Below are 26,941 nucleotides of genomic sequence, written 5' to 3'. Positions count from 1 at the left end.
GGCGGTCCCTTGTGCCAGAGTTTGGAACCTGCGACAAATTCATAATGTGCAAGATCAACATGAGGCAAGCTCAAGGTGCATATCGAATTGCGACACCTGCGCACCATCCGTGAAATCCACCGCCAGGGCGGTCTGGCGCGGGCGGCCGACGTGCTGAACATAACGCAATCCGCGCTGAGCCACCAGATCAAGGGGATCGAGGAACAGGCCGGCGTCGATCTGTTCGTGCGCCGTGCCAAGCCGATGCGGCTGTCGGCGGCGGGTCTGCGCATGTTGCGGCTGGCTGAACGCGTGTTGCCCGAGGTCGAGGCGCTGGAGGACGAATTCCGCGCCCTGCGCGAGGGCAAGTCGGGCCGGCTGCATATTGCCATCGAATGTCATGCCTGTTTCGACTGGCTGCTGCCCACGCTGTCGGCCTTTCGCCGGGCCTGGCACGATGTGGATGTCGACATCCGCCCCGGCCTTGCCTTTCACGCCCTGCCAGCCCTGGCGCGCGAAGAGGTGGACGCGGTGATTTCCTCGGACCCCGAGGCGATGGCGGGCATCACCTTTCACCCGCTGTTCGACTATGAGCCCCGGCTGGTGGTCGCGGCCACCAATCCGCTGGCGCAGAAATCCGAAATCGTGCCCGAGGATCTGCGCGAACAGACGCTGATCACCTATCCGATGGACCGCACGCGGCTGGATGTGTTCACCGAACTTCTGGCCCCCGCCCGGGTCGAGCCGCGCGCGGTGCGGCAGGTCGAACTGACGGCGGTCATCCTGATGCTGGTCGCCTCGGACCGCGGGGTTTCGGTGCTGCCCGACTGGGTGCTGCGCCAGGTCGAGGGCAATCCCGATTACGCCATCCTGCCGCTGGCCGGGCGCCCCTCGCGCCGGCTTTATGCTGCGGTGCGCGACGAGGACGCGGGCCTGCCGTTCATGGCCGATTTCCTGCGGCTGGGCCGAAGCGAGCCGGCAAGGCTTGGCCTTGTGGCAGGAGCGGCAGCGGGCACATGAAGGGCTGGCCGGCGGTGACCCTGGCATCCCCGCTCAGCCGGCAATCGCCGCGCGCGTTGGAATGCACCCGGTTGCCCATCAGGCCCACGCGCATCGGGCCGATCTGGCCCTGTTCTTCCGTGTTCGGCTGGCGCTTCGATCCTGTCCAGTCATAGGCGCGCAGCCCGTGCTTGCCATTGGCGGTGACGGTGTTGCCGTCCAGCAAGATCTGGGACGAGGCGCGCAGCCGGATGCCGTCGGCCCTGTTGTTGTGAAAGCGGTTGCCGATCACCGCGACGCGCTGCACCTCGTGCAGGGCCAGCCCCTCGGTGCCGTTGAGGAAGCTGTCATTGCCGGTGATCAGCACGTCGTGGCAGGACTTGTCCAGAAAGAACCCTGCCTTCTTGTTCCCGGCGCTGACATTGTAGCTGACGATCGTGTTGTGGATGCGCCGCGACAGGATGATCCCGTGGCTGCGCCGCGCGCCGATGACGTAATTGCCATGGATGAACATGTTGCGCGTGTCGTCATGCGGGTCGATGCCATAGACGTGGCTTTCGGCGATATGATTGTCCATGATGGTGACGCCATCGGCATCAAAGCTGAAAAAGCCGAAATACACATCCAGCAGCCGGTTGCCGATCATGTCGACCGAAGGATGCGCCCTGACGGTGCCGCTGCGCCCTTCGGTGCCAAAGGACAGCCCATAGGACATGGCGCCCTGATGGCCCAGGTGGCGCAGGTCCGAGCGGCGGATCAGCGTGTGGCTGGCAGCGAAAGCCGCGACATGGGGGCGAAATGCCCGGCCCTTGTCGTCGGTTTCGGCCGGGGCATCCTTGGCCAGGTTCCAGGCCCGCAAGGTGGCATCGCTGATGGTCAACCGGCCCCAGGACAGGATCGCCGCGCCATGGTCCTGGCTGAGGATCAGGTCGATCCCGTCGATGCTCAGGGCCGTATCGCCGGCCACGATCAGCGGGGCCGACAAGGTGCAGGCCCGCGCGGCGCAGTCCAGCCAGCCGGGTTCGGGCAGCGCGGCGGCGATGGCGGGCAGATCAAAGCTGCCGCCTTCCAGCACGATGGCGCGGCCACGCCAGAGCGGCGGCACGGGTTTCAGCCGGTCATACATTGCCCCGACGGTGCGCATGCCCTTGACGGGGGCCAGCAAGACCTTGCCAGGAGCGATGGCCGGCAACGGGGCCTCATGCAGCCGGGTGCGCAAGGCGTCGATCTGGGCGGGCGCGGGCATGACGGGCATGGTGCCGGGGGTGGCTGGCGCCTTGCCTGCAAGGGCAAGCCCGGTCAGCAGGGTGAACATGACCTGCCGAATCATCTGACCTCCCCCCCTGTTACCAGCCCTCATACCAACCCGAGAATAGCCGGGCATTGGGGCGCTGGCAGGGCCGGGGCAGGGCGGAACGGGGGGCACATGCCATGTGGCGCCGCGCGAGCCGGTCCGTTGAATGGGTATTTGTAGCAAGGTGAAAGACAAGGCGCGCCCCCCCCTTTCGCCTTGAAGAAAATATCCCCGCCGGAGGCATCCGACCCAAGCCAGAGAGCGCCCGGCCCCGGGCGGGTGCGCGGCGGGCACCACGGGATGACCGCCCCAAGATGCGAAAGGGGCCGCGCGGTGGCGGCCCCTGACAGGTCTGGCGTCGCGCTTACTTGCGGGTGATCCGCCCGTCCAGCGCCGGGGTATAGGGGCCGGTCTTGGCCATGTATTCGGCGACCACATCGGCCAGATCCGGGCCGAAGTCATAGGCGTTCATGCCTTCGGATCCGAACATGCGGAAGCCGTCGCCGCCCTGGCGGACATAGTTGTTGGTCACGACACCATAGACGGTCTCGGCCTCGATCGGGGCCCAGCCATCGCCCTTGCGGACCATCACGTCGGACACCCGGCTGCCTTTGGGCGCGGCCGGGTCGAAGGAGTATTTCAGACCCGCGACCTGGGCAAAGCGGCCTGCGCCATCCTCAAGCTGGCTGACGCCGTTTTCCAGCGCCTTCAGGATGGTCGAGCCCTTGGCCTGAAAGGTCGACAGCGTGTTCTGGAACGGCAGCACCGCCAGAACGCCGCCCATGCTGACCTGACCGGCCTGGATCGAGGCGCGCAGCCCGCCGCCATTCTGGATGGCGATGGTCACGCCCTGATCCTTGGCCCGGTCCAGCATGGCATCGGCCACCAGATTGCCCATGGTGCATTCCTGCTGGCGGCAGGTGTCGCGCCCGCCGTCGATGTCGGCCTTGGCCTCGGCGACGATCTTGGTCTTGAGCGCCTCGATCGGGCCGCCGAGCTCCTTGACCCGCGCCTCGATCTCGGCATTCGGGGTGACCGCGGCATCGAGCAGCATCACATCGCCTTCGGCGAATTTCAGCGCGCCGTCATCGCCGAAGGTCAGCACCAGATGGCCAAGGTATTTGCCATAGGCATAGGCCGTGACCACGGGAACCGAGCTGTTGCCCGCCGCGACCCAGGTCGGATAGGCGCCCTGGCGCTTGGGATCGCTGGCCGACAGGTAGGTATGCGAATGCCCGCCGATCACCGCATCGACGCCGGCAACGGTGCCGGCGATTTCCTGATCCTTGACATAACCGACATGGGTCAGCGCCAGGATCTTGGTGACCCCCTGGCCTTCCAGATCCGCGACCTGCGCCTTGAGGCTTTCGATCTCGTCCTGGAAGATCACATCGGCGCCAGGCGAGGCGGTTTCCACCGTATCGGTCGCCAGCGCCGAGACAAAGCCGATCTTCTGCCCGCCGACGTCCAGCACCGCCGTGCGCCCGACCTTGCCCTTGAGCAGCGCCGATTGCGACAGATCGAGGTTGCCCGAGATCACCGGGAACTTGACGCCGTTGACCAGCTTGGCCAGCCCCTCGTTGCCGTCGTCGAATTCATGGTTGCCGACCGCCATCAGGTCAAAGCCGATGCGGTTCATCATCTCGATTTCCGCATCGCCCTTGTAGGTCGTGTAGAACAGGCTGCCCTGATACTGGTCGCCCGAATCAAGCACGATCACATTTTCGCCCGCAGCCTTCAGGCTGTCGCGCAGCTCGTTGATCTTGGTGAACAGGCGCGCCGACCCGCCAAGGCACTTGTTTTCCTCGACATCCTTGCCGGTGCAGGTGGAATCGTACTTGTTGATCGCCTCGATCCGGCTGTGGAAATCGTTGATATGCAGCACATGCAGCTTGTAGTCCGCCAGGGCCGTGCCTACGGAAAGCGCAAGCACCGCAGCCGAGGCGAGGAATCGGAACGTCATGGGAAACCTCCTGTTGTCATCTGGCCGTTACTTTGCTGTCACCGGGACCGGCTGTCAAAGGGCGCCATCCTCCATCGCCTAGCCCGGCGCCATGACAACACGATGACGGCTGCAAAGCAGGCAGAGTGCATTGCACGGGTCCGGCCAAGCGGCTAAAGCCCGGATGTGCATTGATATGACGGAGCCTCTCATGACTGCCCCCCTGCGCCTTGGCATTGCCGGTCTCGGAACTGTCGGAACGGGGGTGATCCGCCTGATCCAGACCGAGGGCGATCTGATCGCGGCCCGCGCCGGGCGCCGGGTCGAGGTGGTCGCCGTCTCGGCGCGCAGCCGCAGCAAGGACCGGGGGGTGGATCTTTCGGCCTATGGCTGGGAAGACGATCCCGTCGCCCTGGCCCGGCGCGCCGATATCGACGTGTTCGTCGAACTGATGGGCGGTGACAGCGGACCGGCCAAGGCCGCGACCGAGGCCGCCATCGCCGCCGGCAAGGATGTGGTGACGGCGAACAAGGCGCTGCTGGCTCATCATGGCCAGGCGCTGGCCGAGGCGGCCGAGGCTGCCGGACGCTCGATCCGGTTCGAGGCCGCGGTCGCCGGGGGGATCCCGGTGATCAAGGCGCTGACCGAAGGGCTGGCCGCCAATCGCATCAAGCGGGTGATGGGCGTGATGAACGGCACCTGCAACTATATCCTGACGCGGATGGAAACCGCGGGTCTGCCCTATGAGACCGTGTTCGAGGAAGCCCGCGCGCTGGGCTACCTGGAGGCTGACCCCAGTCTGGATGTCGACGGGATCGATGCGGGCCACAAGCTGTCGCTGCTGGCGGCGATCGCCTTTGGCACGCGCGTCAGCTTTGGCGCGGTCGAGCTGGAAGGGATCGGGCGGATCGACATTGCCGATATCCGCCACGCGGCCGACATGGGCTATCGCATCAAGCTGCTGGGCGTGGCGCAGATGACCGGGCGGGGGCTGGAACAGCGCATGTCGCCATGCCTCGTCCCGGCGCAAAGCCCGCTGGGCCAGTTGCAGGGCGGCACCAACATGGTGGTGATCGAAGGCGCGGCCGTCGGCCAGATCGTGCTGCGCGGGGCAGGGGCCGGCGAAGGGCCGACCGCCAGCGCCGTCATGGGCGATGTGATGGATCTGGCGCGCGGGCTGAAAATCCCGGTCTTCGGCCAGCCGGCAGTGACGCTGGCCGATCCGGTTGCGGCGGCGGTTGCGGCGCCCGCGCCGTTCTATCTGCGCATGACCTTGCAGGACAAGCCGGGCGCGCTGGCCAAGGTGGCGACCGTGCTGGGCGAGGCGGGCGTGTCGATCGACCGGATGCGCCAGCGCGGCCACGAAGAGGAGACCGCCCCGGTGCTGATCGTCACCCACCGCTGCACCCGCGATGCGCTGGATCTGGCACTGTCGCGCCTGCCGGCGACCGGCGTCGTGGTGGGCGAACCTGTCGCCCTGCGCATCGAGGCGGTCTGAGCGCCTGGCAAAGGGGGGGGCAGCCTCGGGGGGCATCGAGCCCCCGCTCGGCTGCGCTGCCGCGGAAGGCGGTGCGCGGGTCACTCTCTGGGTTGCGCTCGCGCAGCGGATAGCGCGGAAGCCTCCGGCGGGGATATTTTCTTCAAGGCGAAATATCCCCTCGCAGGGGTCTGGCTTTTCGCCTTGATCCAAATATCCCCGCCGGAGGCCGCCGCGCGGAACGCGCGGCGCCTGGCCCAAAGGGAGCAGCCGGGCCTTGGCCCGGCGCACGACCTGCGGGAGCGCCCCGGCCCATGCCTCAGCGCAGCCACCAGCCTTCGCGCTTGATCGTGTTGCGGATCACCTGCTCGCGCACCGGCAGATCGGCGCGGTCGAACAGCGGGCGCACCTTCTGGCGGCCTTTGCCCTGATAGATCAGCTTCTTCGCGGGCTCCCACTCGCGCAGCAGGCGTTTCAGCGCCTTGTCTGCGGTCACCTCTTCCAGCACATCGACAACCCGGTCGGATTCCCGCGCATAGAGCAGCGGCAGCGCGCGATAATGGCAGGTGATATCGCCGTCCAGCCCGTCCAGTTCCGGCCCTGGCCGCCCTCCGCCGAACGAGGCGATCACCAGCGGCAGTGCCACCTGATCCAGCCAGGGGTCAAGTGACTGCGCTGCCAGGATGTCGCCCGGCGCATTGCGGATCGCAACGGCATAGTCCGCGAACCTCTTGCCAAAGGCCACCGGGCAGGCGCCAAAGAACCAGCCGGCGTTGAAATACATGTAGCGCTTCCAGAAGTCCTCGGGCTGCGACAGATCGAGCGTCGGCGTGATATCCAGCCCGAACCGATCATACAGCGCGCGCCATATGCTGTCATAGCCGGCAATATAGGGCTGCGGCTCGGGCCAGGTCGGTTCCACCTGCACCGAGGCCGAGGGGCGCGCGAAATCGAAGGCCACCCGGTCCAGCGGCCCGGTCACCAGCGTATCGGTGTCGAAGAACACGAAGGGCTCGCCTTCGGGCAGCGCGGCCAGTGCCTCGATCTTGTTGCCATAGGGGTAGGAGGCGCCGAAATACCGGCTTTCGAACCCGATGAAGCGGGCACCCATCCCTTGCAGCGCCTCGCGGATCGCCGGATTGCCGATGCGCGGATCGCCGGGCCAGCGCGGCCCTGGCAGAGGCTCGGCCAGGAACAGGCGGGCGGATAGCGCGGGGGCATGGGCTGCCAGCGAGGCGGCAAAGACCAGCGCCTCGTATTGCAGGCGTCCGGCTTGCGCCACGATGACGATGTTGAACGCTTGCGCCTGTGCGGCCTTGCCTGTCATGCTGTCCCCGTTCACCGCTTCAGCCGGTTGCCGGCACTATAGGCACATGCGCCGAAGCACGAAAGTGATCGGAGATGATCATGCGCCGCCTGTCTCGTGCCGTTGCCCTGGCCGCGCCGCTGGTTGCCGCGCAGCCGGCGCTGGCCCAGCACTTCACCAGCGCCGCGCAAATCCGCCCGATCCTCGAGGCGACCCGCGCCAGCTGGCTGGCCCTGCGCCCCTGGGAGGGCAAGGAGCTGCTGTATTTCACCCATCTGGAAAGCTGGCGCTGCGGCATGGCCGAGGTGCGGTTTTCCGTGAATTCGACCGAAGCGGCGCGGGTGTGGGAAATGCCGCCCTGCCTGACCGGAACCGCGCAGCCCAATGCCATTCCGGCGGACCGGCTGCCCTATGCCGACCTGCCGGCCGATGCCTTGCAGACCGTGACCGTGATCGTGGTGCTGAAAGACGGCACCGAGTTGCGGCAGGATTATGCGCGGGCACAGATCCTGATGCCCTGAGGGTGTTTCAGCGGCCCGTAAACTGGCCATAGCGGCCCTGGCTGAACACCAGCGGCGCGCCCTCGGTCATCGCGGCGCGCAGGACGCGGCCGACGATGATCAGGTGATCGCCCCCGTCATGGGCCGCATGACGTTCGCAGTCAAAGCGGGCGAGGGCGCTGGCGATGACCGGCACGCCTTCGGGGTTCACCTCGTGGGGCAGCCCCTCGAACCCGGCACCATCGCGGGCAAACCGCGGCATCCAGTCGTCATGCGACTCGGCCAGGATGTGGATCACATAGTGCTGCGCATTTTCGAAATGCCCAAAGCGGCTCGAGGTGCGCGCCGGCGACCACAGCACCAGCGGCGGATCCATCGAGACGCTGGCAAAGCTGTTCACCAGAAAGCCGACGGGCCCCTGAGGGCCGGCCACCGTCACCAGCGCGACGCCGGTCGCAAAACGCCCGAGGGCATTGCGAAAGGCACGGGGGTCGGCATCCGGGACGAAGGTCTGGCTCATGTCGAAGGCTCCGCGTTCAGAACTTGCCTTGCTGTAAACGCGATGCCGCAGATCAGGTCAAGAGCGGCGAGGCGCGCGCCGGGCGCATGACGGCTTCGCATTGGCGCACATTGAACTTGCCGGTCCAGGGGGTATTTCACATCAAGCCCGGGCCGGCACGGCCCCGGTCCGTCCCAAACCGACTTGCCCGAAGGAATACGCCTTGTCCCGTCTTGACGATACGGCCCTCGACCAGATTTTTCGCATCTCGCGCAGCCACCCCGAGTTCGAGGACCGTCCGGTCGCGCAGGATGTGCTGGAGGAGCTGACGGCGCTTGCGCTGCTTGGCCCGACGGCCTTCAACCAGCAGCCGTTGCGGCTGGTCTTCATCCAGACCCCCGAAGGCAAGGCCAGGCTTGAGCCCGCGCTGTCATCGGGCAACCGGGCCAAGACCATGGCGGCGCCGGTCAGCGTGCTGGTCTGTGCCGATACCGACTTCACCCGCCACCTGCCCGAGGTGTTCCCGCTGTCGGATGTGCGCGGATATTACACCGATCCGGCCGTGCGCGAAGGTTCGGCCCGCACCAATGCGCTGCTTCAGGCAGGCATGTTGATCGCGGCGGCGCGGTCGCTGGGGCTTGGTGTTGGCCCGATGGCCGGCTTTGACCGGGCCAAGGCCAAGGCGGCGCTGGTGGACGATCCGGCGTGGGAGCCGCTGTTCCTGATGAACCTTGGCTGGTTCAAGGCAAACCCCGACAATGCCCGCCTGCCGCGCCTGAGCTTCGATCAGGCGGCCCGGATCGTCTGACCGGGCGCTCCCGCACCCCCGCGCCGCCCCCTGCCGGGGGCGCCCCGGGGCTTTGGGCCGGGCGCCGCGCAAGCGCGGCGTGCGCCCTGAATGCGCCGTTGCGCCGGTTGGCTGGTGGCAGATGCCTCCGGCGGGGGTATTTTCAGAAAGGTGATGGGACCAGGCGCCGCGCTTTGCCCCTTTGCCTTTTTCCAAATACCCATGCGACGGCCGCGATCATGCCCTCCGACGGGCGGGGGCGATCAGGGCAGCACGCTGAGCCAGAACCACGCCGTGATCATTGTGGTGCCGGTTGCGACCAGCACGGACGAGGCTGCGACCCGGCGGGCGACGCCATAGAGATTGGCAAAGAGATAGGCGTTGATCCCCGGTGCCATGGCCGCCGTGATGACCGCCGAGCGAAATGCGGCCGTATCAAGATGCAGCAGCGATCCCAGGGTCCAGGTGATCGCGGGATGCAGCCCCAGCGAGATCGCCACCACCATCAGGATGGTGCGCAGATCGCCTTCGGGCCGATAGCGATAGAGCGTGCCGCCAAGCCCGAACAGCGCGGCGGGCAGTGCCGCGCGGGCCATCATGTCCAGCGCATCGCCCAGCATCGCCGGCACCGCCAGCCCCGAGAGGTTGACGGCAAAACCGGCAAAGATCGCCAGCACCATCGCATTGCGGAACATCGCCCTGAGGATGCGCGGGGCCGCCTCGCGCAGCGAGCGACCGGCGTTGAGCGAGATTTCCATCGCCGTGATGCCGACCAGATAGCAAAAGGGCGAGTGCAGCGCGACGATGGCGAAGTTGCGCGCCAGCGCCTCGGGGCCCCAGGCGCGTTCGGTGATCGGGATCCCGAGCAGCACCGAGTTGGAAAACAGGCACACGAAGCCGATCGCCACCGCATCGGGCCAGGGCCGGGCGAACAGGTGGCGCGCGCCCATCAGCCCGACGAAAAAGCAGATCAGCGCACCGGCGTAAAAGCTGACCAGCATGCCCGGGTGCAGCTCTGCCGCCAGATCCAGCCGCGAGATCGAGCGAAACAGCAGGCAGGGAATCGCAAAGTTCTGCGCAAAGCGCATCAGCCCGTCGATCCAGCCTTCCTGGAACCAGCCGCGCCAGACGGCGACATAGCCGAACCCCAGCACAAGGAAGACCGGCAGGATGACGTCGAACAGGGCTTGCATGGGCGGGGATCCGGGGCCGCCCGACGGGGGCAGCGTATCAGGCGGCGGGCAGTTCCAGCACCATCCCGTCATAGGCGGCGCTGACATGGGCGGGGGTTTCGGCCTCGACCATGGTGTGATCAAGGTCGATATGCATGTTGGTCAGGATCGCCCGGGCAGGCTTTGCCCTTGCGATCCATTCCAGCGTCAGGGCCAGATGCGCATGGGTCGGGTGCGGGGTGCGGCGCAGCGCATCGACGACCCATAGGTCGAGCCCCTCCAGCACCGGCCAGCTTTCCTCGGGGATCGCGACGGCATCGGGCAGATAGGCCAGCCCGCCGATGCGAAAGCCCAGCGTGTCCATCGACCCGTGATCGGCCCGGAACGGCAGGAACGGGATCGGCCCGCCGGCGCCGTCAATCTCGAATGCGCCCCGGATGGTGTGCAGGTTCAGGATGGGCGGATAGGGGCTGCCTTCGGGCTGCACGAAGGCATAGCCAAAGCGCGAGAGCAGCGCATCTTGCGTTGCCCCATCGGCCCAGACCGGCAGGCGCCGGCGCATGTTGAAGACGATCATGCGCAGATCGTCGATGCCGTGGACATGATCGGCGTGCGAATGGGTATAGACCACCGCATCCAGCGTGCCGATGTCGGCGCCCAGCAACTGTTCGCGCATGTCGGGCGTCGTGTCGATCAGCACGCGCGTGATGCCACGATCCGACACCCGCTCGACCAGCATGGAACAGCGGCGGCGGCGGTTCTTGGGGTTTTCGGGGTCGCATTCGCCCCAGTGCCCGCCAAGGCGCGGCACCCCGCCCGAAGAGCCACAGCCAAGAATGGTATAGCGAAACCTGTCGGTCATGCTGCATCCGCCTTGCGTGCGGCCCGTGTGAACAGCCGGTCGAAATTGGCCGAGGTGGCGGCCGCGAAGTCCTGATAGCTGAGGCCGAAGACCTCGGCCCCGACCTTGGCCGTGTGGACGACATAGGCCGGCTCGTTCCGCTTGCCGCGATAGGGGGGCGGGGCCAGATAGGGGCTGTCGGTCTCGACAAGGATCCGGTCGAGCGGTGCGCGGGCAAAGATCGCGCGCAGATCGTGGCTTTTGGGAAAGGCCGCGATGCCCGACATCGACAGGTAAAAGCCCAGATCCAGCGCCGCCTGCGCCAGCGCCTCGCCCGAGGAAAAGCAGTGCATCACGCAGGTATAGGGTCTGGCGCGATAGCCTTCGGTCAGGATGCGCGCCATGTCGTCATCGGCATCGCGGGCGTGGATCACCAGCGGCAGGCCGGTGATCTGCGCCGCCTCGATATGCAGGCGCAGGCTGGTCTGCTGGGCGTCTTTCGATTCGGGCGTATAGTGGTAGTCGAGGCCGGTCTCGCCAATGGCGACCATCCTGGGGTGTTGTGCAGCGTCGATCAGTTGCTCCAGCGACAGCGCGGGTTCTTTGCCGACGCTCATCGGATGGAGCCCGAAGGAGAAGTAGACGCCCTCATGTGCCTCGGCCAGCGCGCGAGCGCGCGGCAGATTGGCGATGCGGGTGCAGATATGCACCATCCGGGTCACGCCTGCGGCGCGGGCGCGATCGATCAAGGCGTCGATCTCGCCGTCGAAATCGGGAAAGTCGAGGTGGCAGTGGCTGTCCACAAGCTCGATTGTCATGGCCGTGCCCCCCGCGCTGCCGCGTCGATCCTGAGCAGCATATCCAACACCAGCGCGGCAGGGTCAAGGTTGACCGCCCGGCCGCGCCGCGCGCGCAGGCCCAGCGTCTGGGCAAGGTCGGCCCAGAGCCGGGCAGCCTGCGGATCGGGCGACAGGCGCGCGATCAGGGCGGATTCGCCGGGCGCTGCCTCGGGCGGCACTTGGCCGGTGGCGCCGGCGCGGGCAGCGCGGGCCAGGAACAGGTCGGTCAGTTCAAGCAGCAGATCAAAGCGCCCCTCGGCCCCCTTGCCTGCCGTGGTTTCGGCCAATTGGGCCGCGCGCGGCCGGTCCAGCCGGGGCAGGGTGGCGAACAGCTCGACCAGGCGGGCGTAAAGGGCAAGGCCGTCGAGCCCCTCGATCCGCATGGCAGCGCCGACCGATCCGCCGGACAGTTGCGCCATGGCCTGCGGGTCATGCACCTCGGCCCCGGCGGCACTGAGCGCGCTGGCCATGTCGGCGGGCGTCAGCGGATGCAGCGCCAGCACCCGGCAGCGCGAGCGGATGGTGGGCAGAAGCCGCGCCGGCTGGTGCGAGACCAGCAGCATGGTCACGCCTTCGGGCGGCTCTTCGAGCAGTTTGAGCAAGGCGTTGGCGGCAGCCGTGTTCAATTCGTCTGCAGCATCGATGATGGCGACGCGCCGGCCACCATCGGCGGCAGACAGCGCGAAGAAGGATTTCATCTTGCGCACCTCGCCCACGGTAATCTCGCGGGTCAGGGCATCGCCCTTGTCGTTCGCGCCGCGGCGCAGAAGGAACAGGCGCGGCTCTGACAGGGCGCGGATACGGCGGGCGACGGGATCGTCCTCGGGGATGTCGAGGCTGCGCGGCGGCGCGGGCGCGAAGAAGCCGCCCTGATCGTCGGGCGTGGCCAGCAGGAAGCGGGCGATGCGCCAGGCAAGGGTGGCCTTGCCCACGCCCTTTGGGCCGGTCAGCAGCCAGCCATGGTGGAGCCGCCCCGAGGCATAAGCGTCAAGGAAGGCGGCCTCGGCCCGGTCCTGGCCAAGCAGCAGGCGGGTGTCGCGCGGGTGGGGGGCACCTTCGGCGCGGTCGGGTTCGGGGAGGTGATCGGAGTCGGGGGATTTCGCCATTGGCGCCACTATGCCGGTTTGGCCGGGAAGGGCAACGGGGGAGGGGCCGGCCGCGGGGGCATCGAGCCCCCGCGGCCGGCGCTGGCGCGGCTGCCTGCCGGGCGGTGCGCGGGGCGGTGGATGAGGATGGGTATTTGGAGCAAGGTGAAAGGGAAAGCGGGCCGGGCCGGGGGGACGTTGGCATGAGGTTCGCTGAATGGGGCTGGTGCGGCTGGGGGAGTATGGGCGGGCGTGCAGATCGGCGGGGGCGATGAGCGGCGGCCGTCGCGCCAGATTGCGGGTGCGCGGTGCAGGGTCGTGCGCTGGGCCCTGGCCCGAGGGATTCGGGGCCATATGACGGGTGCAAGCCCTTGCGCCTTGGCCGGTGATCTGCCAGAACCGGACCCGCAAGCCGATGGAGAGTTTCATGCGCGCCCGCATCTATCAGCCCGCCCGCAATGCCATGCAGTCCGGCATGGCCAAGACCCATGACTGGGTGCTGGAATTCGCCCCGGCCTCGGCGCGCGAGATCGACCCGCTGATGGGCTGGACCTCGTCAGGCGATACGCAGCGCCAGGTGAAGCTGCGCTTTGCCAGCCGCGAGGCGGCCGAGGATTATGCCAAGTCCAAGGGGCTGGCCTATGATGTGCTGGGCACCCACAAGCGGGCGCCGAACATCCGTCCTGCCGGCTATGGCGAGAATTTCGCCACCAACCGCAAGGGTGCCTGGACGCACTGAACCGCAGTCGCGGATCATGTGGCGGTGTGACGGCACCGGATCGGGTGCTTTATCGGCCGGGTTCAGAGCATATTCATTGGCATTCCGTGCCGCGCCGGTGGGGCCTGGTAGAGCCCTTGGCATCTTTGGCGCTTGCATGAGCCGTGGGGCATGAGACCGGGAACGGTTTGCGCTGCCATGGTCATACGGCGCGCACGTCAATACCCTTGTTCACCTTGTGACGGTTGCACGATCCCGGGGGCAGGGCGGGGTGGACTCTTTGGCGACCATCCTGCCTGAAAGGCGCCATCGGGTGCGGCATTGGCAGGGCTGGCATGTGGTCAGCCGCAGACGGCCGATTCCATCGCAGGTCAATGGCGCCGCCGTCGGATGTGCTGGTGCGGGTTGGCTGATCGGTGGGCGGCATCGCTCTGGTCGTCCCAAGGGCAGTTTGCCGAAAAACCTTGTATCAGGACAAATCCCGACCTTGGGCCACAGGACGGCCAGGGCCAGCGTCATGCCATGACGGGGTCAGCCTTGGCCAAGGCGCTGCTTTTGCAGGCATCCAGGGCAGAACACATGTCGGAGGAAGGTGGAGCGGGTGAAGGGAATCGAACCCTCGTCTGGAGCTTGGGAAGCTCTCGCTCTGCCATTGAGCTACACCCGCAACTGGAGCCTAGATAGCCGCAGAACCGGATGAGCGCAAGATGTCCGACGCCAAACAGCGGCTCGATTCTTTTGGAAAATGAAGCCTGTGATGGTGGTCGCAAACGCGGGCCGGGAGGTCATCTGCGCGGCGTGGCAAGGTCGACCCATGGGCGCGGATTGCGCGCGGGCCGACGCGCTGCGCGCCGTGCTGGCAAGGCGGCGCATGCAGTCGCGGTGCGACAGGGCGTCAATCGGGCAGCGCCTGGCGGGGTGGCCTGTGCTGCCCCGCCAGGGCGCCGATCAGACGGGGAAGTCAGCTTGCGGGCGGTGCGCCCCAGCGGGCCTCGTTCGCCTCGATCGCCGCGATGCGCTCGGCGGTTTTCGGATGGCTGAGCAGCCAGGCAGGGGCATGGGCCATGCTGTGGCCCGTCAAGGCCTCGAGCTTGCGGAACAGCGACTTTTGCGGCGCGGTGCCCAGCCCTGCCTTGATCAGCAGCGCCGAGGCCCAGGCATCCGCCTCGTATTCGTCGCGGCGCGACAGGCGCGCGGCCAGGATGCTGGTGATGAAATTCGCCAGCCAGACCGCGATCAGCGGCCCGATCACCGGGATCGCCCGCAAAAGCAGCGCCACCAGCGAGACGAACACCGCGTTCTGGCCGGAAAAGTCGATCATCCGGCGCCGGGTATGGCCAAGCGCGACATGGCCCAGCTCATGCGCGATGACGCTGGACAGCTCTGCCGCCGTGACTTCGCCGCTGCGGTACTTCTGATAGAACCCGCGCGTGAGGAAAATGCGGCCATCGGGAGCCGCCAGGCCGTTCACCGGCTCGATCTCGTAGATCGCCACCGGGATTTTCGGCACGTCCAGCGCGCGGGCCATCCGGGCGGTCAGCTGTTCGAGTTCGGCATCGCGCAGCGGGGTCGAGGCCTGATCCAGCACGCGCTTGGTGCGCCATGCCGAAAACAGATACAGCGCGACAGCATAGGCAACAGCCAGCAGGATGGGGGCGAACTTGATCATGGCCGGAAGATGGGGGCAGGGCGGGCGCAAGTCAAACCCCGCTTGCATCCGGCTGCCGGTCACGCTTGATGGGGGCAAAGGAGTAACCCATGGCCGATCTGTCTTTCCCGTCGCCCGCTTCGGTCGAGGCGCTGTTCACCCGGCCTCAGGGCTATGTCTTTGCCCGCTGGGGCCGCCCCATCGTGCCGGTGGTCTTTGGGGTTGACGATGCGACGCTGGCAATCGTCAAGGGCGGGATCGAGGCGGTGGTCGCGCTGGCCGGGCACAGGATGGCCGAACACGACCCCGAGCTTGGCGCCAACTTGATGGTCTTCTTCTGCCGCGACTGGGACGAGCTGACCGGGGTGCCCAACCTCGACCGGCTGATCGAGGGGCTGGGCCCGCTGGTTGCCCGGCTTCAGGCGCAGGGGGCGAACCAGTATCGCATGTTCCGCTTTGACGAAAGCGGCGCGATCCGGGCGGCTTTTGTCTTTTTGCGAATGGACGCGGCCCTGTCCGAGGTGCCGGCCGAGGTTCTGGCACTGGATCAGGCGGTGCGCATGATCTGCCTGTGGGCCGACGGCGCCTTGCCGCAAGGCGTGCTGGTGCAGGCGGGATCGGGGCAGGCGGTGCTGCATCCGGCGGTGGCGGCGGTGATCCGGGCGGCCTATGATCCCGTTCTGCCGGCATCGGCCCGCGATGGCGCCCATGCGCTGCGCCTGTTCGCGCGGCTTGCGGCGGGGGATGCGTGATGCATCGGTTCGCGGTTCGGGTCTATTACGAGGATACTGATCTTGCCGGGATCGTCTATTACGCAAACTATCTGAAATTCATCGAGCGGGCCCGCACCGAATGGGTGCGCGGTCTGGGGGTGGATCAGGGGCGGCTCAAGGCCGAGAGCGGGATCGTCTTTGCCGTGCGCCGGGTCGAGGCGGATTATCTGTCGCCCGCGCGGTTCGACGATTTGCTGGAGGTGCGCACGGAACTGGCGGCGCTGAGCGGCGCGCGGATCGAGCTGGTACAAGAGGTCTGGCGCGGCGATCAGCGGCTGTTCGCGGCCCGCGTGGGGCTGGTGGCGCTGCGCGAGGACGGGCGGCCCGCGCGGATGCCCGAGGCGCTGAGGGCGGCGCTGGCAGGGTAGGGCATTGCTAAGGGGGCTAGCTTTCTGGGGCGCGATTGACGTTCGCTGGCGAAGGACCCGGCCCCGGAGGGGTTTCACACCCCTCCGGACCTCCCCGTGGGATATTTGGGGACAGATGAAGGGGCAGGGCAAAGATGCGGGCTGCCTTGCCGCCAGGCTGTCGGCTTTCCGGATTTGCCGGGCCTTTGAGCGACGTGTGGATCGCTTTCGCTGGGCTGGGGCGGTGATTTTGGGTCCTGATCGGGTGTGGCCAGGGGGGATGTGGTATCCGATCAGGCGCGGGCAGGGGCGGTGTTCGTGTTGCCATCCGGGCGCCCCGGACGGGCAGTTCGCAAGGGGTGCCACGGCAAGGACAACCGGGCCAGCAGGGGGCCGGTGTCGCGGGCGTTGTCTGAAGGTCGATCCGGGCTAAAGCAGCAGCGCCCCTTCCAGCCGTAGCAGGCCGGCCTTGGTCTCGACCCCGCCGGGGGCGGAGAAGCCGCCAAAGCCGTTGGTGCCCACCACCCGATGACAGGGGATCAGGATCGGCAGCGGATTGGCGCCGCAGGCCTGCCCGACGGCTTGCGCGGGGGCACCAACCTGGCGGGCGATCTGGCCATATGTGCGCGTCTCGCCATGTGGAATGGCCGCCATGGCGCGGCGAACGCGGGCGTTCAGGCCCTCGCCCCAATCGAAGGGGAGATCGAAGCCGCCGCGATCCCCGGCGAAATAGGCGGCGATCTGGTGGGCGGCCCTTTCCAGCAGGGGCGAGGGGTCCGGTTCGGCGGCGCACCAGTCCACCCGACGCAAGAGGCCGCCGGTTTCGATGATGGTCAGGGGGCCGAAAGGCGAGGGCACGGTGATCTGCGGCATGGGGCAGTGAACCACGGCGGGCAGGGCGCTGGCAAGCGGCGGCACAAGGGGCCGCCGCGCGGTGGTCGGTGCGTGGCTTTGTGCAGGGTGTCGGTGGCGGCGCGCGGCCCCGTGCCGTCAGGGCATGGCGGGACGCGGGCTGGCGTTTTCCGTGCGGGTTGCTGGGCTGGCACCTTGACGAGGCGCCGCCCCAGCGAGCTGAGGAGGGACGGGCGCCGTGCGTCTGTCCCGTGTCGGCTGCGATGCCAGCTGCGGGTCCTCGGCCTGAACCAGGCAGGGCGGCGCAAGATCATGCGCCGCCGTGCAAAGGGCCCAATTCGGTCAAGTAGACGGCCGCAACCCGGGCAGGCGCGGCCGGTCCAGGGTCAGCCCAGCACCGCGTTGCAGCGCGCGCAGGTGCAGGGGTGGGCGTGGCTGCCAACGTCGGGCAGGATCTGCCAGCAGCGTTCGCACTTCTCGCCCTCGGCCTTTTCGAACACCACCGCGACGCCCGGAACCTCGGGCAGGCGGAAGGCCTCGGCCGGTTCGGGATCGGCGGTCAGCGCGATGGCCGAGACGATGCAGACCTCGGCCATGTCGACACCCTTCAGCGCCGCCATCAGGTCAGGATCGGTCACATGCACCACAGGCGCGGCTTCCAGCGAAGAGCCGATGACCTTGGCGGTGCGCTGCACCTCGAGCGCGGCCGTCACCGCGCGGCGGACCTGACGGACACGCGCCCATTTTGCCGCCAGCGCCTCGTCCAGCCAGTCGGCGGGCGTTGCGGGAATGTCCTCCAGATGGACCGAGGAGCGATCACCGGGGAAGCGTTCCAGCCAGACCTCTTCCATGGTGAAGACCAGCACCGGGGCCAGCCAGGTCACCAGACGGTGGAACACCAGATCCAGCACCGTGCGCGCGGCGCGCCGGCGCAGGCTGTCCGGCGCGTCGCAGTAAAGCGTGTCCTTGATCACGTCGAAATAGACCGACGAAAGATCGGTGGTGCAGAACGCAAACAGCTTCTGGAACACGCCCTGGAAGTCATAGGCCGTGTAGCCCGCCCGCACCTCGGCATCCAGTTCGGCCAGCCGGTGCAGCACCCAGCGTTCCATCTCGGGCATGTCGGCGGGGGCAATCCGTTCGGCCTCGGTAAAGCCGTTCAGCGCCCCCAGCATGAAGCGCAGCGTGTTGCGCAGGCGGCGGTAGCTGTCAGCGACGCCCTTGAGGATCTCTTTGCCGATGCGCAGGTCGATCGTGTAGTCCGACTGCGCGACCCACAGGCGCAGGATGTCGGCGCCGTATTCCTTGATCACCTCTTGCGGGGCCACGGTGTTGCCAAGCGATTTGGACATCTTCATGCCCTTCTCGTCCAGCGTGAAGCCGTGGGTCAGGACGCCGCGATAGGGGGCCCGCCCCTTGGTGCCGCAGGCTTGCAGCATCGAGGAATGGAACCAGCCGCGGTGCTGGTCGGTGCCTTCAAGGTAAAGGTCGGCCAGCCCGTCCACCGTGCCATCCTTGCGGTCGCGCAGCACGAAGGCATGAGTCGACCCCGAATCGAACCACACGTCCAGAACGTCGAACACCTGATCATAGGCCGCCGGATCGACGATGCCGTCCAGCACCTTTTCCTTGAAGCCCGGCACATACCAGACATCGGCGCCTTCGGCCTCGAAGGCGGCGGCAATGCGGGCGTTCACATCCGCGTTGCGCAGCAGGTAATCGGCGTCGGTCGGTTTCGCGCCCTTCTTGACAAAGCAGGTCAGCGGCACGCCCCAGGCGCGCTGGCGGCTCAGCACCCAGTCGGGGCGGGCCTCGATCATGGAATGCAGGCGGTTGCGGCCCGAAGGCGGGGTCCATTGCACCAGCTGGTTGATCGAGGTCAGCGCGCGCTGGCGGATCGTCTCGCCATAGGTGGTCATGCCGTCATCGAGCTTGCGGTCGATGGCGACGAACCACTGCGGCGTGTTGCGATAGATCACCGGCGCCTTGGACCGCCAGCTGTGCGGGTAGGAATGCTTCAGCTTGCCCTTGGCCAGCAGCGCACCCGCATAGGCCAGCTGCTTGATGACGCTGACGTTGGCCGGGCCCTCTTTGCCCTCGGGGGTCAGGATCGCCTGACCGCCAAAGATCGGCAGGTCGGGGCGATAGCTGCCGTCGGGTTCGACGTTATAGGTCATCGGCAGGCCGAACTTCAGGCCAAGCTGATAGTCGTCATCGCCATGGCTGGGCGCGGTATGGACAAAGCCGGTGCCTGCATCATCCGTGACATGATCGCCGGGCAACATGGGGACGTCGTAATCCCATTCGCCATTGGCGCCTTCAGCCCCTCGGAACGGGTGGGCAAGGGTCAGCCCGCGCAGGGTGTCGGCCGGCACATCGCCAAGGCGGCGATACATGCCCTCGTCCAGTTTGGCGGCGGCAAAGACCCCGGCTGCCATCTTGTCGGCCAGCAGATAGCGCATCCCAATGGTCGCATTCGACCCTTCGGGCCGGCCTGTCACCTCGTACACGCCATAAGCGATTTCGGGGCTATAGGCGACGGCCCGGTTTTGCGGGATGGTCCAAGGCGTCGTGGTCCAGATCACCACCCGTACATCGTCTGCGAGAAGTTGGCGCCCCTGAACATAGGCATCCGATATAGCGAGCAATTCACCGCTATCCTCAACCAAACCGCCACGCAAGCCATACTGATTTCTGGTTACATCAGAGATCTTAAATGCCACCCAGATCTGATGGCTGGTGTGGTCGTGATATTCCACCTCGGCCTCGGCCAGGGCGGTCTTTTCGACCGGCGACCACATCACGGGCTTGGACCCCTGATAGAGGCTGCCGTTCATCACGAACTTCATGAATTCCTCGGCGATCACCGCCTCGGCGTGATAGGCCATGGTCAGATAGGGATCGGCCCAGTTGCCGGTCACGCCAAGGCGCTTGAATTCCTCGCGCTGGATATCGACCCAGCCTTCGGCAAAGCGGCGGCATTCCTGACGGAAATCCACCACGTTCACCTCGTCCTTGTTCAGGCCCTTGGCGCGGTATTGTTCCTCGATCTTCCATTCGATCGGCAAGCCATGGCAATCCCAGCCCGGCACATAGCGGCTGTCGCGGCCCATCATCTGCTGGCTGCGGACGATGAAATCCTTGAGCACCTTGTTCAGCGCGTGCCCGATATGCAGATGGCCGTTCGCATAGGGCGGGCCGTCATGCAGCGTAAAGGGCGCGCGCGGGGTGCCCTGCGCCTCGGCCGCGGCGGCCTTGTCGCGCAGACGGTCATAGATGCCCATTGCTTCCCAGCGGGCCAGCCAGTCAGGCTCGCGCTGCGGCAGGCCTGCACGCATCGGAAAGGCGGTTTCGGGCAGAAAGACGGAAGAGCGGTAGTCGGGGGTATCGGCGCACATCGGCGTTGATCCTTGAATGGCGTTGGTGGCGGCCTGATCGCAGGCCATGACAGGACACCCGGCGCGGTGATCTCAGCGCGCCGGGCCGCTAATTCGCGCAATGCCCCCCGAACCTGCACCGCAGGGCGTCACGGCGGCGGCAATCGCCGCGCGGCCGGCCGGATCGGGGAAAGGGGAATCCATCTGTGCCATGTCTTGTCTCGCGGGCGCACATTACCCATCAGGCGCCAAGGAGCAAGGTCAACCCGCGCCCAAGGTGGAAAATGCCGATCATCATGACGATCGGCCGCGTCCAGCGCCGGAAATGCGGGTCGGTCAGCCGCTGCAAGATCAGATAGCCGGCCTGGGTGCACAGTCTGGCAAAGGGCGCCGCAATCGCTACCATGATCCAGTCAGTGCCGGCCATCGCGCTGGCCGGCCCGCCATGGAACCCCACCTTGGCCAGATGCGACACCACCGGCGCCGCCTTGGTGGCAATGATGCCGCGCGGGTCCGGCGGCCCCCGCGCAAGCGGCTTGGCTTTGCCTTTTTCCAAATACCCCGGGGGCAGGCGCAACCGCACCGCCGCCGCAACGCTGGCAGGGGGCAGCGCCCCCCATCCCCGCCCTGAACGCACTCCCAAAAGCCCTTGCACTTGCCTGCCGGCGCGCCCAAGTCAGTCAGGAACCGCCGGAGCCCGCCATGTCCGATCCCCGCCGCCCCTTCATCGTCGAGCTTGACGGCCCGGCCCCCAGCCCTGCCGAGGCGCCGCCAGTGCCCGAGGCGGCCGGTGCGCCCACCGGCGCCGTTGCGGCGCTGGCCGGCCCGCTCGCCCGCGGCAGCCGGGCCGGAGCCGTGCTGGCCTGGGCGGGGGGGCTGTTCGTCTCGCTGGCCCTGGGGATCGCGGCGACGGATTTCATCGCCGGGCTGCTGGCGCGCTCGCCGCTGCTGGGCGGGCTGGCGCTGGCGCTGGCGGCGCTCGCGGTCCTGGCGCTGCTGTGGATCGCGGGGCGGGAATGGGCGGCTTGGCTGCGTCTGGGGCGCATCGACGGGATGCGCGCCCGCGCCGCCGGGGCGGTTGCAGCGGCCGATCTGCCCGCTGCCCGCAAGGTCGTGACAGAGCTGCGCCACCTTTACGGCGGCAGGCCCGAAATGGCCTGGGGCCTGACCCGGCTGACAGAGCAGGCCGAGGGCATGATGGATGCCGACGGGCTGATCCGGCTGGCGGAAACCGAGCTGCTCGCCGCCCCCGACCAGGCGGCGCGGCGCGAGATCGAGGCCGCAGCGCGGCGGGTGGCCACGGCAACCGCGCTGGTGCCGCTGGCGCTGGTCGATGTGGCGGTGGCGCTGGCCGCGAACCTGCGGATGATCCGGCGCATTGCCGAAATCTATGGCGGCCGCGCAGGCAGTTTCGGCAGCTGGCGCGTGCTGCGCCGGGTCTTTGGCCATCTGCTTGCCACCGGCGCGGTGGCGGTGGGCGATGATCTGATTTCCTCGGTTGCCGGGGGCGGGGTGCTGTCCAGGCTGTCGCGCCGCTTTGGCGAGGGGGTGGTCAATGGCGCGCTGACCGCCCGCGTCGGCATCGCCGCGATGGAGGTTTGCCGGCCCTTGCCCTTTGACGTGCTGCCCGAGCCAAAGGTCACGAACCTTCTGGGTCGGGCGCTGGCCGGGTTCTTTGGCACCGGCCGGGGCGAGGGTTGAGAAGGATCGGGGGGCCAGCCCCCCTTGGCCGTTCCGGCCAATTCCCCCCGGGGTATTTTGAAAAAGGCAAAGAAGCAGCCCGGCGTGCGACTGGCGGGGGCAGGCCCTTGGCGTCCTTGCCTGCGTCGTTCTTGTCAGCGCAGGCCGATGTCGGCCAAGGCGGCGGCCAGGTCCGGGGGCAGGCTGTCGTCGGTGGCGCGGGCTTGCGGCAGATCGCGCGGGCTTTCCTCGGGTTTCAGATAGCGCCAGCCCTGGAACGGGCGGCGGGCCGCCGGTTCGGTGCGGATCACCCGTGCATCCAGATGGATGGCACAGCGGGCGATGCCATCGCCCCCTTCGACCCGTTGAAGTTCAAGGATCTTCTGCCGCGCCAGGATCTGGCCCTTGAACACCCAGTAGAGCGAGCCTTGCAGCACCTCGGCCTCGCGCTTGGGCCACATGCGGGTGATGTGGAAGGTGCGGCCGGGCGGATAATGGTGGCGCTGGCTGTCCTGCCAGTCCAGCAGATCCTGGACGCTGTCGGCGCCGACACAAAGTTTCACAAGGTTGACGGGATCGGGCATGGCAGGTCCGTTGGCATGGGGCACCCATTCTAGAGAGGCCTGCGGCAGGGGCAAGCGTCCCTCGCAATGCCGGGGCTGATGGCCGGTTGCGGGGGCGCAGATCGGCGCCGGTCATCCGGGGCGGGGCAACATCTTGCGCGGCGCCGCCCGAGCGAGCGACAGGTTGCGCGGTCAGCGGGCCGGGCAGCCAGCCCCGCAGGGCTGCCGGGCGGCTTTCCGACGATGTGCGGCTTGCCGACCTGCCGGCAGGATGCGGCGCAGGTCTGGCGGGCACGTTGACGGGGGCAGGGCGGGAGCCTATCCTCTGGACCCCGCCGGCCGCCCTTGCGCCGGCCCCAGCCAACCTTCCGAAGGATCGCCATGAGCCGTTTCGCCGCCCCTATTGCCGCGCAGATCTGGGACATGAAATACCGGCTGAAGGAGGCCGACGGCACCCCGATCGACGGCTCGGTCGAAGATACCTGGCGCCGGATCGCCCGTGCGCTGGCCTCGGTCGAGCGCGATCCGGCGCTGTGGGAGGACCGCTTTTACAGCGCGCTGGAAGATTTCAAATATCTGCCGGCCGGGCGCATCGTGGCAGGCGCGGGCACCGGGCGGGCGGTGACGCTGTTCAACTGCTTTGTCATGGGCACGATCCCCGACAGCATGTCGGGCATCTTCGACATGCTGAAGGAAGCCGCGCTGACCATGCAGCAGGGCGGCGGCATCGGCTATGATTTCAGCACCATCCGCCCGCGCGGGGCCGAGGTGAAGGGCGTCTCGGCCGATGCCTCGGGGCCGCTGTCGTTCATGGATGTGTGGGATGCGATGTGCCGCACCATCATGTCCGCCGGCAGCCGGCGCGGCGCGATGATGGCGACGATGCGCTGCGATCATCCGGACGTTGAAGCCTTCATCACCGCCAAGCAGGATAGCGCCCGGCTGCGCATGTTCAACCTGTCGGTGCTGGTCACGGATGCCTTCATGGAGGCCGTCAAGGCCGATGCGCCGTGGGAGCTGACCTTTGGCGGCAAGGTCTACAAGACCGTCGAGGCGCGCGATCTGTGGAACCGCATCATGCGGGCGACCTATGATTTTGCCGAGCCGGGGGTGATCTTCATCGACCGGATCAATGCGGCCAACAACCTGAGCTATGTCGAAACCATCGCCGCGACCAACCCGTGCGGGGAACAGCCCTTGCCGCCCTATGGTGCCTGCCTTCTGGGCTCGGTCAATCTGGCGCGGCTGGTGACGAACCCCTTCACGCCCGACGCGCAGCTTGACCCCGCGGCGCTGGACGACCTGGTCCGGCTGGCGGTGCGGATGATGGACAATGTGGTCGATGCCAGCCGCTTTCCGCTGCCCCAGCAGGCGGCCGAGGCGCAGGCCAAGCGGCGGATCGGGCTTGGCGTCACCGGGCTGGCCGATGCGCTGCTGATGCTGGGGCTGCGCTATGGATCGGACGCGGCGGTCGCGCAGACCGAGGCCTGGATGAAGGCGATCGCGCGGGCGTCCTATCTGGCGTCGGTCGATCTGGCAAAGGAAAAGGGCCCGTTCCCGCTGTTCGATGCCGAGGGCTATCTGGCCTCGGGCAACATGCTGCGGATGGACGAGGATATCCGCGAGGCGATCCGCACCCATGGCATCCGCAACAGCCACCTGACCAGCGTGGCCCCCACCGGCACGATCAGCCTGTTCGCCGGCAATGTTTCCTCGGGGATCGAGCCGGTGTTCGCCTATGCCTATACCCGCAAGGTGCTGCAGCCCGATGGCTCGCGCACCGAGGAAGAGGTGGTCGATTATGCCGTCTCGCTGTGGCGCGAGCTGAGGGGCGATGCGCCGCTGCCCGACTATTTCGCCAATGCCCAGACCCTGCCGCCGATGGATCATGTGAAGATGCAGGCGGCGGCGCAGAAATGGGTGGATTCGAGCATCTCGAAAACCATCAACTGCCCCGAGGACATTTCCTTTGACGATTTCAAGGATGTCTACCTGGCCGCCTGGGACATGGGCTGCAAGGGCTGCACCACCTATCGGCCGAACGATGTGACGGGCTCGGTCCTGACAGTATCCGAGTCGGCCGACAAGGCGCCCGCCGATGCGCCGCAAGCGGGGGGCGAGGTCGTCTATCTGTCCGAGCCGCTGGACCGCCCGGCCGCGCTGGAAGGGGCAACCTACAAGCTGAAATGGCCCGACAGCGAACATGCGCTTTACATCACCATCAACGATATCGTCATCGCCGGGCACCGCCGGCCCTTCGAGGTGTTCATCAACTCGAAGAACATGGAACATTTCGCCTGGACCGTCGCGCTGACCCGGATGATCAGCGCGGTGTTCCGGCGCGGCGGCGATATTTCCTTTGTGGTCGAGGAGCTGAAAGCCGTCTTTGACCCGCGCGGCGGCGCCTGGATGGAAGGGCGCTACATCCCCTCGATCCTTGCCGCGATCGGCGGGGTGATCGAGCGGCACCTGATCCATATCGGCTTCATCGGCGGCGAGGGGATGGGGCTGAAATCCGATCCCAAGGCCGAGGTGATGCAAGTCGGCACCCGCCCCCGCGGCCCGGCCTGTCCGTCCTGCGGCAGCTATGCGATGAAGATGATCGAGGGCTGCATGACCTGCGCCGACTGTGGCCATTCGAAATGCGCCTGAGGCTGGCGGGGGAAAAGCCCTGAAAGCTCCCGGAGCGCTTTGCCATTCGGGGAAAGAGCGATGGCACCTTGCCGGACTTTCCCCACAGCCGCCTGACCCATTGAGACGAACCGGCCCATCTTGTTGCGCACAAGGTGGGCCGGTTGGCTTTGCGGGGCCGTGTCAGGGGCAAGTTGCGCCGGATCGACCGGGGGCGCCTGTTCATTTCGGCTCAGGCGGCGGGGGCAATGGGCGGCGCCTTGCCCTGCCGCCAGCGCGCAACACGGGTCCGAAACGTCGCCGGACCGCGTACGGGCTGCTGTCACATCACCATCTTGAAGTAGGGGACATAGATGTTGTCCTCGGTGCCCGTGCCGCAGAACCCCATGTTCATGTTCGATGTGCCCGAGATCTGGCCGCCGGCAACCATGGCCGCGCCTTCGACCCCGTCGGCATTGGCCGAGAATTCGATGTCGCCCACCGCAAGCAGCTGGCCACCATAGATGTGCAGATCGGCCGGAAAGCTCATGCCGCCCAGCGTCAGAAGCTGCGCGCCGCCGCCCTCGGCACAGTGATCGTCGCGGCCCACGATCAGGCCCGAGGGCGCGGTATGGGCCTTGGCGTCGGTGCTCTTGGAGACCAGGATCGCATCTTCCAGCTGGACACCCGCGTTGTAGCGGATTTCGCAATCCGTGATGATGACGTTGCGGTCCACCACGACATTGTTGTCGAAGGTCAGGGTCGAATTGCCCTTGCTGCCACAGGTGTATTTGTAGGCATGGCCGGGCACCAGATTGGCGGCGGTCACCAGGCGGCTGGGCAAAATCTCGTAGCCGGCGGTCACGATATAGTCGGGCATGCGCCGCGAATCTAAGTTTTCCAGCTGCTCGATGATCCTGGCAATGCGCGAGACGATGCGGATGTTCCACGACCCTTCGCGCAGCGCCTGTTCAAGGCCGATGTTCGTCTTGTAGCCCGAGTTCGGCAGCTCGATATCGGACAGGTTGGCCATCGACACGATCGTCCCCGGCTCGAAGGTGTTGTTCGAGTTCAGCGACACATAGGTGTTGGAATGGATGCAGAACCCGTTGGAATAGAGGTTGTTCGATTGCAGATCGACCACCCCGTTCGCAACGAACCCTTCGCGCAGACAGCTGGGATTGTAGGTCATGAAGGTCGAGACCGCAGAAATGTTCCAGTGATCCAGCCCGACCAGCTTGAACAGAAACGTCGGGACCGGGTTTTCCCGTTCCTCGACCCTGCGGGCCGTCACGCGCACGCCGCTGCGCGAATTGGCGTCGGGGATGAACTTTGCGGCCGTCTCGTCCCAGAAGCCGAACTCGACATCGCGGGCCTCGACCGTCACACCATGCAGATCCGGCGGCATGTTGCCCATCGCGATCTCGACAGCCCGGTCGGCCGCGTCCGAGGCGGACATCGTATCGCGGGCCAGCAGCGCCGCATGTGCCGCCGCATCGGCGGTGTTTTGCAGCCGCGTCCGGGCGGTCAGCACATATTGCAGATCGACGGCATAGCCGCCCACCATCAGCAGTGTCAGAACCAGAAACAGGCTGAAGGCGGTGCCAGCGCCCGAGTCGTCGCGCAGGAAGTTCTTGGCCCGGGCATACACGG

Annotated in this window: 23 protein-coding genes and 1 tRNA gene; 9 read left to right on the top strand and 15 right to left on the bottom strand. The window is 67.0% G+C overall.

The genetic code is table 11. The features are described from left to right. Positions 1-75 precede the first annotated feature (75 nt). Positions 76-999: a LysR family transcriptional regulator gene (locus G481_RS0109530; protein ID WP_028029830.1), complete on the top strand. Its 924-nt coding sequence runs from the start codon at positions 76-78 to the stop codon at positions 997-999. On the opposite strand, the gene G481_RS0109525 is transcribed toward G481_RS0109530, so the two are convergent. Together G481_RS0109525 and G481_RS0109520 are read right to left on the bottom strand one after the other, a co-directional pair. Further along, complete coding sequence (locus G481_RS0109525) at positions 920-2,308, bottom strand: right-handed parallel beta-helix repeat-containing protein (RefSeq protein ID WP_028029829.1); 1,389 nt, start codon at positions 2,306-2,308, stop codon at positions 920-922. The two genes, G481_RS0109530 and G481_RS0109525, sit on opposite strands and share 80 nt — an antisense overlap. A gap of 328 nt (positions 2,309-2,636) precedes the next feature. Next, entirely contained in the window at positions 2,637-4,235 is a 1,599-nt protein-coding gene (locus G481_RS0109520; protein ID WP_028029828.1) for a bifunctional metallophosphatase/5'-nucleotidase, read from the bottom strand. A 190-nt stretch (positions 4,236-4,425) separates the two neighbouring features. Between G481_RS0109520 and G481_RS0109515 the strand changes: the two genes are divergently transcribed. Further along, positions 4,426-5,712 carry a homoserine dehydrogenase gene (locus tag G481_RS0109515; RefSeq protein WP_028029827.1) on the top strand — a complete coding sequence of 429 codons (1,287 nt, stop codon included), beginning with the start codon at positions 4,426-4,428 and terminating at the stop codon, positions 5,710-5,712. 298 nt (positions 5,713-6,010) lie between these two features. Here the strand turns inward: G481_RS0109515 and G481_RS0109510 are convergent, their stop codons facing one another. Further along, a complete protein-coding gene (locus G481_RS0109510; RefSeq protein WP_028029826.1) occupies positions 6,011-7,018 on the bottom strand; it encodes a hypothetical protein in 1,008 nt (335 codons plus the stop codon). An 80-nt stretch (positions 7,019-7,098) separates the two neighbouring features. On the opposite strand from G481_RS0109510, the gene G481_RS0109505 reads away from it, so the two are divergent. Then, positions 7,099-7,518 carry a hypothetical protein gene (locus G481_RS0109505; RefSeq protein ID WP_028029825.1) on the top strand — a complete coding sequence of 140 codons (420 nt, stop codon included), beginning with the start codon at positions 7,099-7,101 and terminating at the stop codon, positions 7,516-7,518. Between the two features lie 7 nt (positions 7,519-7,525). On the opposite strand, the gene G481_RS0109500 is transcribed toward G481_RS0109505, so the two are convergent. After that, entirely contained in the window at positions 7,526-8,017 is a 492-nt protein-coding gene (locus tag G481_RS0109500; protein ID WP_028029824.1) for a flavin reductase family protein, read from the bottom strand. A 202-nt stretch (positions 8,018-8,219) separates the two neighbouring features. On the opposite strand from G481_RS0109500, the gene G481_RS0109495 reads away from it, so the two are divergent. Beyond that, positions 8,220-8,804 (top strand): malonic semialdehyde reductase, encoded by a 585-nt coding sequence (locus G481_RS0109495; protein ID WP_028029823.1) that lies wholly within the window; start codon positions 8,220-8,222, stop codon positions 8,802-8,804. Between the two features lie 242 nt (positions 8,805-9,046). Here G481_RS0109495 and G481_RS0109490 read toward each other — a convergent pair whose 3' ends face one another. Genes G481_RS0109490 through G481_RS0109475 form a run of 4 tightly spaced genes read right to left on the bottom strand, consistent with a single transcriptional unit; the run spans position 9,047 to position 12,741 of the window. After that, positions 9,047-9,976, bottom strand: a complete 930-nt coding sequence (locus G481_RS0109490; protein ID WP_028029822.1) for an AEC family transporter — start codon at positions 9,974-9,976, stop codon at positions 9,047-9,049. A 37-nt stretch (positions 9,977-10,013) separates the two neighbouring features. Next, a complete protein-coding gene (locus G481_RS0109485; protein WP_028029821.1) occupies positions 10,014-10,817 on the bottom strand; it encodes an MBL fold metallo-hydrolase in 804 nt (267 codons plus the stop codon). Next, on the bottom strand, positions 10,814-11,614 hold the full coding sequence (locus G481_RS0109480; protein ID WP_028029820.1) for a TatD family hydrolase: 801 nt from the start codon (positions 11,612-11,614) through the stop codon (positions 10,814-10,816). Before G481_RS0109480 ends, G481_RS0109485 begins: the two co-directional genes overlap by 4 nt. Then, on the bottom strand, positions 11,611-12,741 hold the full coding sequence (locus G481_RS0109475) for a DNA polymerase III subunit delta' (protein WP_028029819.1): 1,131 nt from the start codon (positions 12,739-12,741) through the stop codon (positions 11,611-11,613). Before G481_RS0109475 ends, G481_RS0109480 begins: the two co-directional genes overlap by 4 nt. Before the next feature lie 406 nt (positions 12,742-13,147). Here G481_RS0109475 and G481_RS0109470 point away from each other — a divergent pair, with 406 nt between their 5' ends. Next, on the top strand, positions 13,148-13,459 hold the full coding sequence (locus tag G481_RS0109470; RefSeq protein WP_028029818.1) for an ETC complex I subunit: 312 nt from the start codon (positions 13,148-13,150) through the stop codon (positions 13,457-13,459). Between the two features lie 572 nt (positions 13,460-14,031). On the opposite strand, the gene G481_RS0109465 is transcribed toward G481_RS0109470, so the two are convergent. Further along, a tRNA-Gly gene (locus tag G481_RS0109465) sits at positions 14,032-14,105 on the bottom strand. Between the two features lie 294 nt (positions 14,106-14,399). Then, positions 14,400-15,107, bottom strand: coding sequence for a M48 family metallopeptidase (locus G481_RS0109460; protein WP_028029817.1), 708 nt, complete (start codon positions 15,105-15,107; stop codon positions 14,400-14,402). A gap of 89 nt (positions 15,108-15,196) precedes the next feature. On the opposite strand from G481_RS0109460, the gene G481_RS0109455 reads away from it, so the two are divergent. Both G481_RS0109455 and ybgC read left to right on the top strand, forming a co-directional pair. Beyond that, positions 15,197-15,838, top strand: a complete 642-nt coding sequence (locus G481_RS0109455) for a hypothetical protein (protein ID WP_028029816.1) — start codon at positions 15,197-15,199, stop codon at positions 15,836-15,838. Further along, positions 15,835-16,227, top strand: coding sequence for a tol-pal system-associated acyl-CoA thioesterase (gene ybgC / locus G481_RS0109450; RefSeq protein ID WP_028029815.1), 393 nt, complete (start codon positions 15,835-15,837; stop codon positions 16,225-16,227). Before G481_RS0109455 ends, ybgC begins: the two co-directional genes overlap by 4 nt. 408 nt (positions 16,228-16,635) lie before the next feature. Here ybgC and G481_RS0109445 read toward each other — a convergent pair whose 3' ends face one another. The 3 genes from G481_RS0109445 to G481_RS0109435 all read right to left on the bottom strand — a co-directional run bounded on the left by G481_RS0109445 (position 16,636) and on the right by G481_RS0109435 (position 20,991). Beyond that, positions 16,636-17,079 (bottom strand): methylated-DNA--[protein]-cysteine S-methyltransferase, encoded by a 444-nt coding sequence (locus G481_RS0109445; RefSeq protein ID WP_028029814.1) that lies wholly within the window; start codon positions 17,077-17,079, stop codon positions 16,636-16,638. Positions 17,080-17,444: 365 nt separating this feature from the next. Continuing rightward, positions 17,445-20,456 carry an isoleucine--tRNA ligase gene (ileS, locus tag G481_RS0109440; protein WP_028029813.1) on the bottom strand — a complete coding sequence of 1,004 codons (3,012 nt, stop codon included), beginning with the start codon at positions 20,454-20,456 and terminating at the stop codon, positions 17,445-17,447. Between the two features lie 220 nt (positions 20,457-20,676). Next, positions 20,677-20,991: a hypothetical protein gene (locus G481_RS0109435; RefSeq protein WP_028029812.1), complete on the bottom strand. Its 315-nt coding sequence runs from the start codon at positions 20,989-20,991 to the stop codon at positions 20,677-20,679. A 146-nt stretch (positions 20,992-21,137) separates the two neighbouring features. On the opposite strand from G481_RS0109435, the gene G481_RS0109430 reads away from it, so the two are divergent. Beyond that, complete coding sequence (locus G481_RS0109430) at positions 21,138-22,136, top strand: YcjF family protein (protein ID WP_028029811.1); 999 nt, start codon at positions 21,138-21,140, stop codon at positions 22,134-22,136. A gap of 134 nt (positions 22,137-22,270) precedes the next feature. Here the strand turns inward: G481_RS0109430 and G481_RS0109425 are convergent, their stop codons facing one another. Beyond that, positions 22,271-22,699, bottom strand: a complete 429-nt coding sequence (locus G481_RS0109425; RefSeq protein WP_028029810.1) for a DUF1489 family protein — start codon at positions 22,697-22,699, stop codon at positions 22,271-22,273. A 360-nt stretch (positions 22,700-23,059) separates the two neighbouring features. On the opposite strand from G481_RS0109425, the gene G481_RS0109420 reads away from it, so the two are divergent. Next, positions 23,060-25,330 carry an adenosylcobalamin-dependent ribonucleoside-diphosphate reductase gene (locus tag G481_RS0109420; protein ID WP_028029809.1) on the top strand — a complete coding sequence of 757 codons (2,271 nt, stop codon included), beginning with the start codon at positions 23,060-23,062 and terminating at the stop codon, positions 25,328-25,330. Between the two features lie 301 nt (positions 25,331-25,631). On the opposite strand, the gene G481_RS0109415 is transcribed toward G481_RS0109420, so the two are convergent. Then, positions 25,632-26,939 (bottom strand): pilus assembly protein TadG-related protein, encoded by a 1,308-nt coding sequence (locus G481_RS0109415; RefSeq protein WP_051294435.1) that lies wholly within the window; start codon positions 26,937-26,939, stop codon positions 25,632-25,634. Positions 26,940-26,941 lie beyond the last annotated feature (2 nt).

The sequence above is a fragment of the Gemmobacter nectariphilus DSM 15620 genome (assembly GCF_000429765.1).
GTDB classification, from domain to species: domain Bacteria; phylum Pseudomonadota; class Alphaproteobacteria; order Rhodobacterales; family Rhodobacteraceae; genus Wagnerdoeblera; species Wagnerdoeblera nectariphila.
The sequence above is the reverse complement of the archived record's forward strand: the minus strand, read 5'-3'. Positions and strand labels throughout refer to the sequence as shown.

Excerpts from the sequence above, each read along its gene's own strand:
- G481_RS0109525 (WP_028029829.1), bottom strand. The coding sequence starts at position 2,308 with ATGATTCGGCAGGTCATGTTCACCCTGCTGACCGGGCTTGCCCTTGCA.
- G481_RS0109455 (WP_028029816.1), top strand. The coding sequence starts at position 15,197 with ATGGCCGATCTGTCTTTCCCGTCGCCCGCTTCGGTCGAGGCGCTGTTC.
- G481_RS0109425 (WP_028029810.1), bottom strand. The coding sequence starts at position 22,699 with ATGCCCGATCCCGTCAACCTTGTGAAACTTTGTGTCGGCGCCGACAGC.
- G481_RS0109480 (WP_028029820.1), bottom strand. The coding sequence starts at position 11,614 with ATGACAATCGAGCTTGTGGACAGCCACTGCCACCTCGACTTTCCCGAT.
- G481_RS0109420 (WP_028029809.1), top strand. The coding sequence starts at position 23,060 with ATGAGCCGTTTCGCCGCCCCTATTGCCGCGCAGATCTGGGACATGAAA.
- G481_RS0109475 (WP_028029819.1), bottom strand. The coding sequence starts at position 12,741 with ATGGCGAAATCCCCCGACTCCGATCACCTCCCCGAACCCGACCGCGCC.
- G481_RS0109490 (WP_028029822.1), bottom strand. The coding sequence starts at position 9,976 with ATGCAAGCCCTGTTCGACGTCATCCTGCCGGTCTTCCTTGTGCTGGGG.
- ileS (WP_028029813.1), bottom strand. The coding sequence starts at position 20,456 with ATGTGCGCCGATACCCCCGACTACCGCTCTTCCGTCTTTCTGCCCGAA.
- G481_RS0109520 (WP_028029828.1), bottom strand. The coding sequence starts at position 4,235 with ATGACGTTCCGATTCCTCGCCTCGGCTGCGGTGCTTGCGCTTTCCGTA.
- G481_RS0109485 (WP_028029821.1), bottom strand. The coding sequence starts at position 10,817 with ATGACCGACAGGTTTCGCTATACCATTCTTGGCTGTGGCTCTTCGGGC.
- G481_RS0109515 (WP_028029827.1), top strand. The coding sequence starts at position 4,426 with ATGACTGCCCCCCTGCGCCTTGGCATTGCCGGTCTCGGAACTGTCGGA.
- G481_RS0109500 (WP_028029824.1), bottom strand. The coding sequence starts at position 8,017 with ATGAGCCAGACCTTCGTCCCGGATGCCGACCCCCGTGCCTTTCGCAAT.
- G481_RS0109430 (WP_028029811.1), top strand. The coding sequence starts at position 21,138 with ATGTCCGATCCCCGCCGCCCCTTCATCGTCGAGCTTGACGGCCCGGCC.
- G481_RS0109445 (WP_028029814.1), bottom strand. The coding sequence starts at position 17,079 with ATGCCGCAGATCACCGTGCCCTCGCCTTTCGGCCCCCTGACCATCATC.
- G481_RS0109460 (WP_028029817.1), bottom strand. The coding sequence starts at position 15,107 with ATGATCAAGTTCGCCCCCATCCTGCTGGCTGTTGCCTATGCTGTCGCG.
- G481_RS0109510 (WP_028029826.1), bottom strand. The coding sequence starts at position 7,018 with ATGACAGGCAAGGCCGCACAGGCGCAAGCGTTCAACATCGTCATCGTG.
- G481_RS0109470 (WP_028029818.1), top strand. The coding sequence starts at position 13,148 with ATGCGCGCCCGCATCTATCAGCCCGCCCGCAATGCCATGCAGTCCGGC.
- G481_RS0109505 (WP_028029825.1), top strand. The coding sequence starts at position 7,099 with ATGCGCCGCCTGTCTCGTGCCGTTGCCCTGGCCGCGCCGCTGGTTGCC.